10 protein-coding genes and 2 tRNA genes are annotated in these 14,396 nt (G+C 58.0%); 10 read left to right on the top strand and 2 right to left on the bottom strand.

Annotation, left to right across the window (positions count from 1 at the left end; translation table 11 throughout):
- The first annotated feature begins 3 nt into the window (after positions 1-3).
- From B5D13_RS05440 to gyrA, 6 genes are all read left to right on the top strand, one after another.
- Complete coding sequence (locus tag B5D13_RS05440) at positions 4-1,539, top strand: chromosomal replication initiator protein DnaA (RefSeq protein WP_078687313.1); 1,536 nt, start codon at positions 4-6, stop codon at positions 1,537-1,539.
- A 240-nt stretch (positions 1,540-1,779) separates the two neighbouring features.
- Positions 1,780-2,883 (top strand): DNA polymerase III subunit beta, encoded by a 1,104-nt coding sequence (dnaN, locus tag B5D13_RS05435; RefSeq protein WP_078687312.1) that lies wholly within the window; start codon positions 1,780-1,782, stop codon positions 2,881-2,883.
- Between the two features lies 1 nt (position 2,884).
- Positions 2,885-3,973 carry a DNA replication/repair protein RecF gene (locus B5D13_RS05430; protein ID WP_078687311.1) on the top strand — a complete coding sequence of 363 codons (1,089 nt, stop codon included), beginning with the start codon at positions 2,885-2,887 and terminating at the stop codon, positions 3,971-3,973.
- Complete coding sequence (locus B5D13_RS05425) at positions 3,966-4,538, top strand: hypothetical protein (protein ID WP_078687310.1); 573 nt, start codon at positions 3,966-3,968, stop codon at positions 4,536-4,538. Before B5D13_RS05430 ends, B5D13_RS05425 begins: the two co-directional genes overlap by 8 nt.
- A 130-nt stretch (positions 4,539-4,668) precedes the next feature.
- Positions 4,669-6,615, top strand: coding sequence for a DNA topoisomerase (ATP-hydrolyzing) subunit B (gene gyrB, locus B5D13_RS05420; protein WP_078687309.1), 1,947 nt, complete (start codon positions 4,669-4,671; stop codon positions 6,613-6,615).
- A 14-nt stretch (positions 6,616-6,629) separates the two neighbouring features.
- The gene (gyrA, locus tag B5D13_RS05415) at positions 6,630-9,473 is read left to right on the top strand and encodes a DNA gyrase subunit A (RefSeq protein WP_078687308.1); all 2,844 of its coding nucleotides are present in this window, start codon (positions 6,630-6,632) and stop codon (positions 9,471-9,473) included.
- Positions 9,474-9,626: 153 nt separating this feature from the next.
- Here gyrA and B5D13_RS05410 read toward each other — a convergent pair whose 3' ends face one another.
- Positions 9,627-10,130, bottom strand: a complete 504-nt coding sequence (locus B5D13_RS05410; RefSeq protein WP_078687406.1) for a bifunctional nuclease family protein — start codon at positions 10,128-10,130, stop codon at positions 9,627-9,629.
- Positions 10,131-10,399: 269 nt separating this feature from the next.
- Between B5D13_RS05410 and B5D13_RS05405 the strand changes: the two genes are divergently transcribed.
- From B5D13_RS05405 to typA, 4 genes are all read left to right on the top strand, one after another.
- Positions 10,400-10,476 (top strand) — tRNA-Ile (locus B5D13_RS05405).
- 92 nt (positions 10,477-10,568) lie between these two features.
- Positions 10,569-10,644, top strand: a tRNA-Ala gene (locus tag B5D13_RS05400).
- A 116-nt stretch (positions 10,645-10,760) separates the two neighbouring features.
- Positions 10,761-11,216 carry a hypothetical protein gene (locus tag B5D13_RS05395; protein ID WP_078687307.1) on the top strand — a complete coding sequence of 152 codons (456 nt, stop codon included), beginning with the start codon at positions 10,761-10,763 and terminating at the stop codon, positions 11,214-11,216.
- Positions 11,217-11,424: 208 nt separating this feature from the next.
- Positions 11,425-13,263 carry a translational GTPase TypA gene (gene typA / locus B5D13_RS05390; RefSeq protein WP_078687306.1) on the top strand — a complete coding sequence of 613 codons (1,839 nt, stop codon included), beginning with the start codon at positions 11,425-11,427 and terminating at the stop codon, positions 13,261-13,263.
- A gap of 158 nt (positions 13,264-13,421) precedes the next feature.
- On the opposite strand, the gene B5D13_RS05385 is transcribed toward typA, so the two are convergent.
- A complete protein-coding gene (locus B5D13_RS05385; RefSeq protein WP_234970713.1) occupies positions 13,422-14,243 on the bottom strand; it encodes a trimeric intracellular cation channel family protein in 822 nt (273 codons plus the stop codon).
- Positions 14,244-14,396 lie beyond the last annotated feature (153 nt).

Genomic DNA, 14,396 nt, shown 5'->3' with positions numbered 1-14,396 from the left:
AAAATGGACCAGTCACAGCAATCAGATGCGGACTTCCTCTGGCAGGACGCACTCACGCTCCTGGAGTCAGAGGGGCTTCCAGCGGCGAACGTAGCAATGCTCAAGAGCTGCGACCCCGTCTCGTTTGACGGGGAGACTCTGATCATCTCGACTAACCTTGGCTTTGCCCAGAGAAAGATTTCGCAGATCACGCCGACCATCGAGGAATGTCTCGAGAAGGCCGCCTTCCAGCCCGTGACCCTTCAGGTCACGCTGTCTCAGGACAGGACGCCAGTCACTATCGACACTAGGTCATCAATGACGGCAGAGGAGATCGGTCGCGCGAACAAGGAGTCCCACGAGCACGAGCTTAAGGACTTCTCATCCGCAAGTTGTCGACAGACTGCCGCAGAAGCTCCCACTCCGACCCCGAAACAAGAGATCAAGAGTTCCTTTGCCTCCGAAATCGTCGACCCAGCAACGTCTAAACTCACCTTTGACCGCTTCGTCGCCGGTGATGAGAACGAGCTCGCTTACGATGCCGCGAAGCAGGTCGCGAATGGAGAGAACAAGAGTTACAACCCCTTGTTCATATATGGAAAGAGCGGCCTGGGCAAAACACACCTACTTCGCTCCATCCAGAACTACATCATCCAGAACGACCCCTCGCGGCTTTGCGTCTACCGAACCTCTTCTGAGTTTATGGATGACTACATCAAAGCAATGAACGACCCTCAGAAGAGCGCCCGAGATGCCCTGGCGCGCGACTACCAGAACGTCGACGTGCTGATAATCGATGATATCCAGGGCATGAGCAAGGCAGCGGGCACCATCGGGTTCTTCTTCGACACCTTCAACTCCCTGGCATCCAGGGGCAAGCAGGTCGTGCTCGCGGCCGACCGCGCACCTTCTCAGCTGGGCATGGGCGACAGCAAGTTCGACGAGCGAGAGACGAGCCGCATGGACTCCGGCGTCACCGTCAGCGTTCAGGTGCCGGACTACGAGCTCAAGGTAAAGCTCATCAACAACTTCTACGCCCGTATGCGCGAGGACGCCGTCACCGAGCACATACCCCATATGGACGCAAACATCTCAGAGGAACTGCTAAGGCTCATGGCCGAGAGGGCAGGCACCAACATCCGCGTCATCGAGGGCTTCGTCCAAACCTGCCTCATGTCAGCCAGCAACAAGCGTGAGCACGGGCTCGACTTCACGCGAGACGACGTCATTCGCATAGCACAGGCAAAGTGGCCGAGCGGACAGCGCATCATGAGCATAGAGCAAATCCAGAAGGCCGTGGAAGCGTTCTACGACGTAGCCCACAATGATCTGGTAGGCTCCAAGCGCAATAAGGAGCTCATGGAGCCTCGTCACGTTGCCATCTGGATGGCGCGAGAGCTTACTGACAACACGCTGGCTGACATCGGGAAGAAGTTCGGCGGTAGAAGCCACGCAACGGTAAAGCACAGCATCCATTGGGTGGAGGACGCCTCTAAGGAAGACCGCATCTTCCAGAACCGCGTCGAGAGTCTAAAGGAGAGCATTACCGACAACAGCTAGTGTTGAATGGCTTGTCGAAAACCTGTCGAGCCTGTAAGAAAAGTCACCGAGGAATGTAGACAATAGTTTTCGACAAGAATTTGGTAGAAAAGTGGCTCGGAGTTTTAAGACGAAATCGTTTCTCAGATACCTCAATCTACCAGCAGTTTTAGAAAGCTTTGAACATTTCAACACCGGCTATTATTACTACTACTCTTTAATTTAAATATAAGTACTAATAATAGGAGGCCAAGGAGCACCATGAAGTTCACCGTCAGTCAGTCGTCTCTTGCCCAAGCCCTCTCTGTAGTCTCAAAGGGAATGGCATCCAACTCCACGCTTCCCGTCCTCTCGGGCATCTATATCAAGGCGGAAGAGGGGACGCTTGAGTTTCAGACCACGAACCTAACCATCTCCATTCGCCACAAGATCGCGGCAAACGTTGAGGAGCCCGGCACCACCGTCGTCTCTGGCAAGATTCTTGCCAACATCGTCAAGACGCTACCTGACGCCGCGGTCGAGTTCGAGGGAGGAGAGAGAGTCGTTTCCATCAGCTGTGACAAGTCCTCCTTTAGGCTCAACACTCTCGATCCCGTGGACTTCCCCGAGTTCCCCCAGTTCGCCCTCGATCAGACCATCGAGCTTCCCTCGGAGCTTTTGAGCGAAATGGTCGACAAGGTCTATAAGGTCACCTCTAAGGACACCTCGCGCCCCATCCTCTCTGGCATTCTGCTGAACGTCGAGGAGAACACAATTCGCCTCGTCGCGACTGACTCGTACCGTCTTGCGGTGTGCGATTCCAACGTCGAGACTTCGACGCTGGAGAGTGCCTTCCAGACCATCGTTCCGGGCAACACCTTCCACGACGTGCTCACGCTCCCATCGATGACCGAGAAGGTGCTCATTGGCACTACGGCAAGCCAAGTCGTGTTCGTGTTCGGCAATACCACCTACATCTCGCGCAAGATTGACGGGCAGTTCCCCAACTACAGACAGCTCCTTCCACCTAGCTGCAACACCTCGGTGAAGATTAACATCCCGCAGTTCAACGCCGCTCTCAAGCGCGTTTCGGTCATCGCTCTGACCAACCCCTCCGTCAGGTTCGACATCGATCCCGACGGAAAGGTGATGAAGCTCTCCGCGAGCTCGCCTGACCAGGGCGAGTCGACGGAACTTCTGCCCGTCGAGGTCGAGGGTGACGGCATGTCGATCGCACTGAACTACCACTACGTCTTTGACTGCGTCAACGCGGCGTCCGACGAGAAGGAGATTACCCTCGAGTTGCAGAGTACGATGCAGCCGGGCATCTTCAAGTCCTACTCCAAGATCAACTACCTCTACCTTCTCATGCCCGTCAGGATGTAGCGTGGGGCTGCTGGTTCGGAGCCTCGTCCTTCGCAATTGGCGAAACTTCGAGGAGAAGAGCATAGACTTCTCGGACGGAATGACCATCCTCTGTGGGCACAATGCCGTTGGGAAGACAAATACGGTCGAAGCCCTGCAGATTCTTACTGCGGGGTTTTCCTTCCGCAAGCCGAAGCCGTCGCAACTTATCCGCGAGGATGCCGCGTCAGCGAAAATCTCGGCGCGCCTCGAGGGGGACGGACGTGTCATTGACGTTGCATGCGAGGTCGACTCGAAACGCCGCCACTTTATGAGAAATGGGAAGAAATGCACTTCTCAGGATCTTCCCGAATCTCTGATGTCGGTGCTCTTCAATCCTGACGACCTCTCCTTCGTCAAAAGAGGTGCGTCGTATCGCCGCGATGAGCTCGATGGCTTTGGTCGTCAGGCGAATCGCGGCTACGGGAAGGTCTTCTCGGCGTATCAGAGGTCCGTCGAGCAGAGGAATCGCCTGTTGAAAGAGGACTGTCCCGACCTCGCGCTGCTGGACGCTTGGGATGCCTCGGTCGCCTTGGGAGGTGCCGCCCTCCTTGTGGCGCGCTATCGCCTGTTCGAGAGGCTTCGCACTCATCTGCGTGCCATATACCAAGAGATATCCGAGGGCGAGCAGGTCGATTGCACCTATGAGTCGTCGCTTGGGATAGACCTTGCGGGACGCGGCCGCGACGAGGTCTGCGAAGCATTCGCTGCAAAGCTCTGCGAGATGCGCTCGGCCGAGCTGCGAAGGCAGCAGACGCTTGTGGGTCCGCAGCGCGATGACCTCGCGTTTACCATTAATGGGCGCGACGCTCGCGCCTTTGGCTCGCAGGGACAGCAGCGCTCCATTGTTCTTGCGTGGAAGATGGCCGAGGTGGAGCTCTCGCGCGAGCTCTCCGGGGAAACGCCCCTGCTCCTGCTGGATGACGTTATGAGCGAGCTCGACGAGGGCAGGCGCGGCGCCATGACCAGGTTCGTCCAGGGCAGCATCCAGACGGTCGTCACCACGACCAACCTTGGGTACTTCCCGCAGGAGCTTCTTGACGCAGCTAAGACGGTGATCATGGATGAATAGCTATGACAACCTGGGGGAGCTTTTTGACGGCCGCGATGACAACTCCTCGTCGCTCTCCGACGCGCTCTCCAGCATGCTTGGCAAGGACCTACGCACCCATATGAGTGCCAACCAAAAGGCTGCCGCCACCTGGTATGGCGCCAACGGCGATGTGGAGCGCGAGCACACGACGGGTGTCTTCCTGAAGAAGCCCCGCGTCCGCGGGGCGGCGCCCATTTTGGGCGTCTACGTAGACTCTCACTCGCGCATGACTGACTTCACCGTCAATCGAGAGATCTATCTCTCGCGCATGTATGCTGCTGGCCTCGAGCTCTCTGGCATCGAGTTCATCCTCAACAAGCGCAAGCCCGCAGAGGCGAAATCCTCATTGGGGCGCGAGACCTCGCCGTCTGCAAGGAAGGTGGCACCTCTTCCTGAGCTGAGCGACGAGGAAAAGGAAACGATCGAGGAGGAGTGCTCCGTTCTGGAGGAGCCGCTTCGCTCGAAGGTGGCGAGAGCGATGGAATTCTCTCTTAGAAGAGAAAAGTCCAAAAAGTCGCAAAATGGCGAGAAGGGCGAAATTTAGCGTCCTGAGGCCCTCTGACGAGAATCAGCCACGTTATTTAGACCCTTTTTTTGCAAAGGCCCGCGGTTTTCTACAGAGTATGAAGTAAAATTGCTCCGTCTCTTTGCTATGAGATAGAGAGGAAAATCGCGTGGCAAACCAAGAAAACAACTATGGCGGAAGCGAGATCAAGGTCCTCAAGGGTCTCGAGGCCGTTCGCATGCGTCCTGGCATGTATATCGGCACGACCAGCTCCGCAGGTCTTCACCATCTCGTTTGGGAGATCGTCGACAACTCGGTTGATGAGGCAATGGCTGGCTACTGCCACAACATCGCCGTCACGGTGCACCCCGACAACTCCATTACGGTCGTCGACGATGGCCGCGGCATCCCCGTCGACCTTCACCCGACCGAGAAAAAGCCGACCCTCGAGGTCGTTCTGACGATTCTCCATGCGGGAGGCAAGTTCGACAACAACGCGTACAAGGTGTCCGGCGGCCTTCACGGAGTGGGCATCTCCGTCGTCAATGCGCTCTCCAAGAAGCTCGTCGCGCAGGTAAAACGCGACGGAAAGATCTTCGAGATGGAGTTTGCTCGCGGCAACACCACCCAGAAGATGAAGGAGATTGGCACTTCGGAGGAGACCGGCACCACTGTCACCTTCTGGCCTGACGAGACCATCTTCGAGACGACGGTCTACGACTTTGACACCCTCCACGATCACCTGCAGGAGACGGCGTTCCTGAACAGAAACCTCAAGATCACGCTTACCGACGAGCGCGAGATGGAACCCCGCGTCGTCGAGTTTTGCTATTCCGGCGGTATCAACGACTTCGTCAAGTACCTCAACGAGGGAAAGGCCATCCTCCCGGGCCTCAATCGTCCTATCTACATTGAGGGAAAGACCGACGAAGATACGCCCCTCGAGCGCCGTGGTGAGGTAGAGGTCTCGATCCAGTGGAATGCGGGCTTCTCGGAGCGCGTGATGTCGTTCGCCAATGACATCTACACCGAGGAAGGCGGCATGCACCTCGAGGGCTTCCGCACTGCTCTGACCAAGGTGGTCAACGAGTATGCGAGGTCTCACAAGCTGCTGAAGGAGAAGGAGGCCAACCTGACGGGTGACGACATCCGCGAGGGCCTCACGGCGGTTATTTCCGTTAAGCTCCCCGACCCCCAGTTTGAGGGTCAGACCAAGGCAAAGCTTGGCAGCTCGTACATGCGCACCCTCACCAACAAGATCGTGACCAAGGGGCTCTCCGAGTATCTTGAGGAGCATCCCAACCAGGCCAAGGAAATCTTCAAGAAGGGCTCCCAGGCGGCAAAGGGTCGCCTTGCCGCCCAGAAGGCCCGCCAGGCAACTCGTCGCAAGGGACTCCTCGAGAGTGCTTCTCTTCCCGGCAAGCTTGCGGACTGCTCGGTTAAGGATGCCGAGCTCACCGAGCTCTTCATCGTCGAGGGCGATTCCGCAGGCGGCTCTGCAAAGATGGCGCGTGACCGCTCCATCCAGGCAGTGCTGCCGCTTCGCGGAAAGATTCTGAACGTCGAGCGCGTCCAAGAGCACCGCGCCCTCTCCTCCGAGACCATCACCTCTCTCATCACGGCCATTGGCACCGGCGTCGGCCCCGAGTTCAACATCGAAAAGGCCCGCTACCACAAGATCGTCATCATGACCGATGCTGATGTCGACGGTGCCCACATCCGCATCCTCCTGCTCACGTTCTTCTACCGTTTCATGCGCCCCATGATCGAGGCGGGCTACATCTACGTCGCCCAGCCCCCTCTCTACCAGCTCAAGCCTAAGGGAAAGAAGCGCGGGAAATACCTCTACACGGACGAGGAGCTCGCGCTCGAGGCGAAGAAGTACGAGGACTCCAGCAAGTACACCGTCCAGCGCTACAAGGGTTTGGGCGAGATGGACCCCGATCAGCTGCAGACCACAACGATGGACCCCAAGAACCGCATCATGTTGAGGGTCACCATCGACGATGCGCTGGCTGCGGAGCGCGCGGTTGCCGACCTCATGGGTACGCAGGTGGAGAAGCGCAAGGACTTCATCCAAACGCACGCAAAGGACGTTCGCTTCCTCGACATCTAACGAAAGGCTAGATAGTGGCAGACGATAACAACAGAAACGACGACGATCTCGGAAACGAGACCGACGACCTGAACCAGAACGACGATCTGGATCTCAACGACGCGGACGACGTCGATGAAGAGGACCTCGACGAGTACGAGTCCGACGACGAGGACGATGACTTCGACTCTGATGAAGAGGATGAGGACGAGGACTACGGCTTCGAGGCCGACGACAACGCGAAGCTCGCGGGTGCGGGGCTTGATCACACCATCTCCGACGAGGCCGGCACGCGCCTTGACTTGACCGATATCCATGGCGGCGCACTCAAGCCCACTGACCTTTCCTCCGAGATGAAGGCCTCCTTCTTGGAATACTCCATGTCGGTCATCGTTGCCCGCGCACTCCCCGACGTGCGAGACGGCCTCAAGCCTGTCCACAGACGCATCCTGTACGCTATGAACGAGGCCCACATCGTCCCGACCCGCCCGCACAAGAAGAGTGCGTGGACGGTCGGCGAAGTCATGGGCAAGTATCACCCGCACGGTGATGCGGCCATCTACGACTCTATGGTTCGTATGGCGCAGGATTTCTCCATGCGCCTTCCTCTGGTTGACGGTCACGGCAACTTCGGCTCCATCGACGGCGATCCCCCCGCGGCAATGCGTTACACGGAGTCGCGTCTCACACATGCCGCCATGGCGATGCTCCAGGACCTCGACAAGGAGACCGTCGACCTTCAGCCCAACTACGATGAGTCTCTTCAGGAGCCTGCGGTGCTGCCGTCTCGCTTCCCGAATCTGCTCGTCAACGGCTCGGCCGGCATCGCGGTCGGCATGGCGACCAACGTTCCTCCTCACAACCTGAAGGAGGTCACCGACGCCGTTTGCATGATGATCGACAACCCTGACGTCACCATCGACGAGCTCATGACTGTGCTTCCCGGTCCCGATTTCCCGACCGGTGGTGTCATCATGGGCACTTCGGGAATTAAGGAGGCCTACGAGACGGGCCGTGGCACGATCACCATTCGCTCGAAAGTCCATGTCGAGAACATCGGCAAGGGCGGTCGTCAGCGCCTTGTCGTCACCGAGATTCCCTATGCCGTGAACAAGGGGACCCTGCAGGAGCGTATTGCCCAGCAGGTCAACGAGAAGCATATTGAGGGCATCTCCGACCTTCGTGATGAGTCCAACAGCAAGGGCATGCGAATCGTCATCGACCTCAAGAGTGGTGCGGTCCCGCAGGTTGTCCTGAACAACCTCTATAAGCGCACGCAGCTGCAGTCGAACTTCGGCGTTATCGACATTGCCCTTGTTGACGGCGTCCCCCGCACCCTTTCGCTGAGGGAGATGCTGCGCTACTACATCGACCATCAGGTCGACGTGGTTACTCGTCGTACGAAGTTTGACCTCGACAAGGCTCTCAAGCGTGTTCATATCCTCGAGGGTCTGCTCATCGCTGTCGACAACATCGACGAGATCGTCCACATCATTCGCTCCTCCCGCGATGACGCCGAGGCCAAGGCGCGCATGAACGACCGTTTTGGCATCGACGACATCCAGGGTGAGGCAATCCTTCAGATGCGCCTTCGTCGTCTCACCGGCCTTGCTCGCGATGAGCTCGTTGCGCAGATTAAGGACCTTCACGACAGGATTGACTACTACCGCGACCTCCTCGAGCACCCGAACAAGCTCCTTGGCGTCATCAAGGACGAGCTGCGCCAGATCTCCGATCGCTTCTCTAACAAGCGCCGTACGAGCATCTCGGAGCACTCGGTCGAGAACCTCGACGTCGAGGACCTCATTGCCGAGGAAGATATGGTTGTCACCTTTACACACGCCGGCTACGTCAAGCGCGTTCCCTTGGCGACCTATCGTGCGCAGAAGCGCGGTGGCAAGGGCATTCAGGGGCTCTCACTCAAGGACAACGACTTCGTCGAGGATCTCTTCGTTGCGTCGACGCATGACTATGTCATGTTCTTCACCAACAAGGGCAGGGTCTACCGCGTGAAGGTGCATGAGCTCCCGCTTGGAAGCCGCCATGCCCGTGGCTCCGCGCTCGTGAACGTCGTTCCCCTTTCCGAGCGCGAGCACCCGACGGCCGTCGTGTTTACCCGCGAGTTCCCGGCCGACGAGTACCTGCTCTTTGCAACGAGGAACGGAATGGTGAAGAAGACCGCCATGAGCGACTACGACAAGAGCCGCCGCGATGGCATCATCGCCATCAACCTCAAGCCGGGAGACGAGCTCGTCAACGTCCACCGCGTTAAGCCGGGCCAGAAGGTCATCATGTGCTCCGACGAAGGGAAGGCCATTCTGTTCGACGAGTCTGAGGTCAGGCCGACCGGCCGCGACACCTCCGGAGTCCGTGGCATCACGCTGAAGGATGGCGTGAGAATGCTCGGCATGGAGATTACCAACGGTCAGGGCGACCTTCTGGTCATGACCGAGAAGGGCTATGGAAAGCGTACTCCGGTTGCCGAGTATCCCGAGCACAAGCGTGGTGGCATGGGCGTCGCTACGATTGTCATGACCGAGAAGAAGGGCAACCTCGTGGCCTGCCGCGTCGTCGGGCCCCAGCACGAGCTCATGGTTGTCACCGAGGAGGGCGTCGTCATTCGCGTCAAGGCGACTGACATCTCGCGCCTCGGGCGCGCCACCCAGGGCGTGAAGATCATGAACATCGCCGACAGCGACAGGGTCGGTGCCGTTGCTCGCATGGTCGCCCACAAGAAGAAGGCCGCCAAGGCCGATCCCGCACAAGGGTCGCTTGCGATTCCTGTGACCAACAGCAATGACTTCGATGAGGAAGACAGCATCGACATTGGTAGTGACGATGACTTCGATGAGTCCGCCCTCGACGAGGACGAAGAGTAGCGAGACCAACGAGGTCACATCGCGAAACGAAAAGTCCGGCCACCTTCGGGTGGCCGGACTTCTTGTGTCGCGTCGGACATTTGGGCATGAATCTGAACAAGAGGGCGCGCCCTCTTTGGCGCGCGTTATGATATGTCGCTGTGACGGCGCGTGTTAAGAGAAGTCCTCGGGGGAGAGGGTCTCTACGAACTCGTGGAACTCGCGCATCTCCTGCTGCTTCTCGGCATCCTCTACCGCGGCGAAGTCTGGCATGGAGGCCGCATCGATGACCTTTTCCTCTGCAAAGATGGGGACATGTTGACGCACCGCTATGGCTATGGCGTCCGATGGGCGTGCGTCGACACGGGTAGAGGTTCCGTCCGCGCGTGTCAGGCGCAGCTCTGCGTAGAACGTCGTTCCATGCACGTCAACGATGTCTATGGCTTCGAGAGTGGCCCCGAGAGAGCGTATCGTCGCCGCAAGGAGGTCGTGTGTGAGAGGTCTCGTGGAAGAAGACCCCTCGGCTCCGAGCGAAATGGCGGTTGCCTCGATACTTCCGATGCGGATGGGAAGCTGGACCGAAGTGTTTCCCTTGTAAGGCGTGTGGGTGCGGAGAACCACAAGCGACGAGACTGGCCCGCCGCCGACAACGATAGTCTGAATGTCCATGCGAATCATGACGTTCACCTCTTCTCTTTTGTGGTGGTTATGGTACCCGCTTGGGGGAGAACTAGTAGAGAAATTCCTAAATCGGTACATATGTGAATAATTCTTCCATGTAAGTTATCAATGCTTAATTAGTAGTTACAAGCAGTCTAACAGTGATATTTTTTGATAGCTATCTGAAGTAAACATTCATTATTGATAATTGTACGAAGAAATTTGGAACGAATTTAATATTTCGGTTGACCTAAGAGGGAACCATGCGTAATATTACTTCTCGCGTTGGGCCCGTAGCTCAGTTGGTTAGAGCGTCCGGCTGATAACCGGGAGGTCACAAGTTCGAACCTTGTCGGGCCCACCATTTATTTGTGAATAGTCGCCCCAGCGTGAGCCGAGTCGCCGCTGGGGCGATTATTAATCACAAGAGGGCGATTCCCAATCGCGCGCAGAATCGGGGACGTAGCTCAGCTGGGAGAGCGCGGGCTTTGCAAGCCTGAGGTCGTGGGTTCGATCCCCATCGTCTCCACCAAATTATCTATAGGCCGAGGCACTTGCCCCGGCCTATTTTTGTGCCGACTGGCCGCCGCCAGCACAAGCATTTCTCTCGCGCTATCATCACAGAAAACGGGTGCGAAGGAGCCATTCATGAAAGAGGAAATCAAGCGCAAGGACGGCGTATCGCCCGAGACCGACGAGCTGTCGAGCACGCTTATGGGTGACGCCTTCGACCTCCTTGCCGAGGGAACGACTTTCAACGTCCTCCTGGTGATTCAGGATGGCGGTGGTGAGGTCGCCTCGTATGAGTTCTCGCACGACGGCGTCGAGGCTTGCCTCGAGGGCGCCCGAGAGAAGGTCAGGAAGGTCGCCTCTGCCCACGGCGATCCCGACGCGCATCTCGCCGACCCGCTTCGTTATGCGCTTTCGTACCTTGGTGCCGTGGAGGACGAATCCGGGGCTTACAGGGATGCACTTCTCCTCGAGTTTGGCGAGAAGGGTTATATCTCATATTCCGCATACTCGTTCGTCGAGGGCATCGGCTCAGGTGACGAATTCGCCTGGAGCGAGCCGGCGCCGGCGGGGGAGACGGAGCCCCTTCTGTAGCTTCGCGACGTGGCCGCCGACGTCACGTCCATACCACTCGCTGCCCTGTCTTGCAAAGCGGGCATATGGTGGGAAGGTGCCTTCGGCAAGCAATTTACATGGAGTAACGCGACGTACGCGTCACATCGCCTTTGGCTGAGATAAAGTTTTTCAGTCTATGTCGATTAATCTGCGCGCCGCGCAGCATCCTGACGTCAAAGAGGTACACATGCTCCAGGAGCACATTCGCAACATCGCAATCATCGCGCACGTTGACCACGGTAAGACCACTCTGGTTGACCAGATGCTCAAGGCGACTAACGCCTTCCGTGAGAATCAGCAGGTCGAGGACCGTGTTCTTGACTCCAACGATCAGGAACGCGAGCGCGGCATTACCATTCTGGCCAAGAACATCTCCATCGAGTACAACGGTATCAAGATCAACGTCATCGATACGCCTGGCCACGCTGACTTTGGCGGTGAGGTTGAGCGCGTCCTCAAGATGGCTGACGGTGCCGTTCTGCTGGTTGACGCGGCGGAGGGCCCCATGCCCCAGACGCGTTTCGTCCTGAGTCACGCCATCGCGGCCGGCCTGTCGATCATGATCTGCATCAACAAGATCGACCGTGACGGCGCCAACCCCGAGAAGGCCCTCAATGACTGCCTCGACCTCATGATGGACCTCGGTGCCGACGACGAGCAGCTCGAGTTCACCATGGAGCACGTTGTCTACGCCTCCGCGGTCAACGGCTTCGCCCGCCTTGACCCCGAGGATGGCAACATGGACATGCTGCCCCTTATGGACATGATCGTCGACGCGCTGCCCGCGCCCGATGTGGACGTTGAGGGCCCCCTCGCCATGCAGTGCGTTACCATCGACCACTCCGAGTACGTCGGCCGCATCGGCATTGGCCGCATCTACTCCGGCGCCATCCACGTGAACGACAAGATCCTGGTCGTCAAGAACGACGGCTCTCGTACGATGAGCCAGGTCAAGCAGCTCTTCACCTTCGACTACCTTGGTCGCAAGGAGTGCACCGAGGCGCAGGCCGGCGACATCGCCGCAGTGGTCGGTGTTGACTCCACGGATATTGGTGACGTCTACACCGACCCCGAGAACCCTGTAGAGCTCGATCCAATTGAGATTGATCCCCCGACCCTGTCGATCATCTTCGAGCCCTCCACCTCGCCGCTCGTCGGCCGCGAGGGCGATATCGTTGGCGGCCGCCAGCTTAAGGAGCGTCTCGAGCAGGAGCGCGAGAACAATGTCACCATGCGCATCGAAGAGCTCCCCGACAAGACCGGCACCGAGGTCTCCGGCCGCGGCATCCTTCACCTTTCCGTCCTGATGGAGCAGATGCGCCGCGAGGGCTTTGAGTTCCAGGTCGGCCGTCCCCGCGTCCTGTTCAAGAAGGACGAGCACGGCAACACACTTGAGCCAATCGAGCAGGCCGTCGTCGAGTGCCCCAACGAGTACTCCGGCAAGGTCATCGAGGTATTCGGTAACGTCGGTGGCACCATGACCAACATGATGGCCGGCGTGCAGCAGACGCACCTCGAGTTCAGCATCCCCACCCGTGGCATCATGGGCCTCAAGACGCGCATCCTCAACGTCACGCACGGTGATGCCGTCTTCTATCATACGTTCCAGGAGTACGGCCCCTATGCGGGCGACATCGCCGGTCGCCAGAACGGTGCCATGATCTCGATGTCGACCGAGAAGGCCGTTGCCTACGCGCTCGGCACCCTGCAGGAGCGCGGCCAGCTCTTTGTTGGCCCTGGCGACGAGTGCTACGAGGGCATGCTGGTTGGCGAGCGTTCCAAGCCTGGTGACATGGTCGTTAACATTGCGCGTACCAAGTCTTTGGGCAACCAGCGTTCCTCGACCGCTGACATTGCGGTGCAGCTGACCCCGCCCAAGTCTTTCACGCTCGAGGAGGCTCTCGAGTACATCATGGACGACGAGCTTGTTGAGATCACACCGCAGAACATTCGTATGCGCAAGCGCATTCTGAATGAGACCGACCGTCGCAAGTGGCGCGTCAAGAACGGCATGGTCAACAAGTAGTCTGCCTTGAGTCTGACGTTGGATGGCTAAGGTCGGCGTCCGTGCGCAAAGACACGTAGTGACGCAAATAGAGCGGCCGAGAAGGAAAGTCCTTCTCGGCCGCTCGCTTCATTTGTCTAGGCACTTGACAGGATGGAATGAGGCTTTGCTGGGTCCTGCTATTTGTTGCTGTCCTTCTTCTCTTCGTGGTCGTGGACCAGAACGAACCTGTGGTCATGGGCCTTTTTGCGCGCGAGCCTTCGGGTGATCTTCTTTGAGCGGTGCATGCCCTCGTCGATGGCCTGGCGGTACATTTCCCTTGCGCTCTCTTTGACCTTTGGCACGAGGTCGACGTCGGTGGGGGAGAGTACGTTGAACCGAAGCGAGTACCTTCTGAGGCCGACCGTTATCGCCACGCATAGAACCACGGCCCAGGTTCGGTTGAAGCAGATGAGAAGCACGCCCGCGTAGTAGGCGACGGCGCCGGCGAGGGCACACACCGCGTAGAAGTTGCTCCGTTGGAAGATGCGGGGCGTGTCTCCCAGACAAATGTCGCGCACCATGCCTCCTCCGACGCCCGTAATGGTGCCCATCAGCACCGCCGCCCAGGGGGTGAGGCTGTACACGATCGCCTTGTCTGTGCCGGCCGCGACAAAGAGCCCGACGGAGATGATGTCTACCCATTCGAGTAGGTTGGGGAATTTCTTAAGGATGCTCGGGAACAGGAAGCCGAACAGACCTGCCGTCACCGTAAGGGGAATGGCTGCGGCTGAGTCGAGCATGTAGACCCCACCACGCTGCATTATCACGTCACGAACCAGGCCGCCGCCCAAACCGCATATGACGGCGAGGGCAACATATCCGACGGGGTCAAGCTTGCGCTCCTGCGCGACAAGTATGCCCGACACCGAGCCGATGACGACGGCCGATAGGTCGAGCCAGACGGGAATGCTCATCGCGGACATGTCTGGTCCAGTGGAGGAAATGATCTCGGGTATCACAACGCGCTCCTCGTACACGCATCAAGCTGACAACTATATTTAAGTAAGAATATGATAGTAATATCTTAGAGTCGCTTCGGTATGCCCTGTCGGCAGATGAATTGGTATTGAAGAAATAATGTGCGTCGCAATGTGACTGGAAGTAATGTATAC

It is taken from the genome of Olsenella sp. KH1P3 (assembly GCF_900167315.1).
GTDB lineage: Bacteria > Actinomycetota > Coriobacteriia > Coriobacteriales > Atopobiaceae > Olsenella_J > Olsenella_J umbonata_A.
This window is presented reverse-complemented; position numbering and strand designations above follow the sequence as displayed.

What these genes read in the sequence shown, in the direction of transcription:
- dnaN (WP_078687312.1), top strand. Translation starts at nt 1,780, where the DNA reads ATGAAGTTCACCGTCAGTCAGTCGTCTCTTGCCCAAGCCCTCTCTGTA.
- B5D13_RS05395 (WP_078687307.1), top strand. Translation starts at nt 10,761, where the DNA reads ATGAAAGAGGAAATCAAGCGCAAGGACGGCGTATCGCCCGAGACCGAC.
- B5D13_RS05410 (WP_078687406.1), bottom strand. Translation starts at nt 10,130, where the DNA reads ATGATTCGCATGGACATTCAGACTATCGTTGTCGGCGGCGGGCCAGTC.
- typA (WP_078687306.1), top strand. Translation starts at nt 11,425, where the DNA reads ATGCTCCAGGAGCACATTCGCAACATCGCAATCATCGCGCACGTTGAC.
- B5D13_RS05425 (WP_078687310.1), top strand. Translation starts at nt 3,966, where the DNA reads ATGAATAGCTATGACAACCTGGGGGAGCTTTTTGACGGCCGCGATGAC.
- B5D13_RS05440 (WP_078687313.1), top strand. Translation starts at nt 4, where the DNA reads ATGGACCAGTCACAGCAATCAGATGCGGACTTCCTCTGGCAGGACGCA.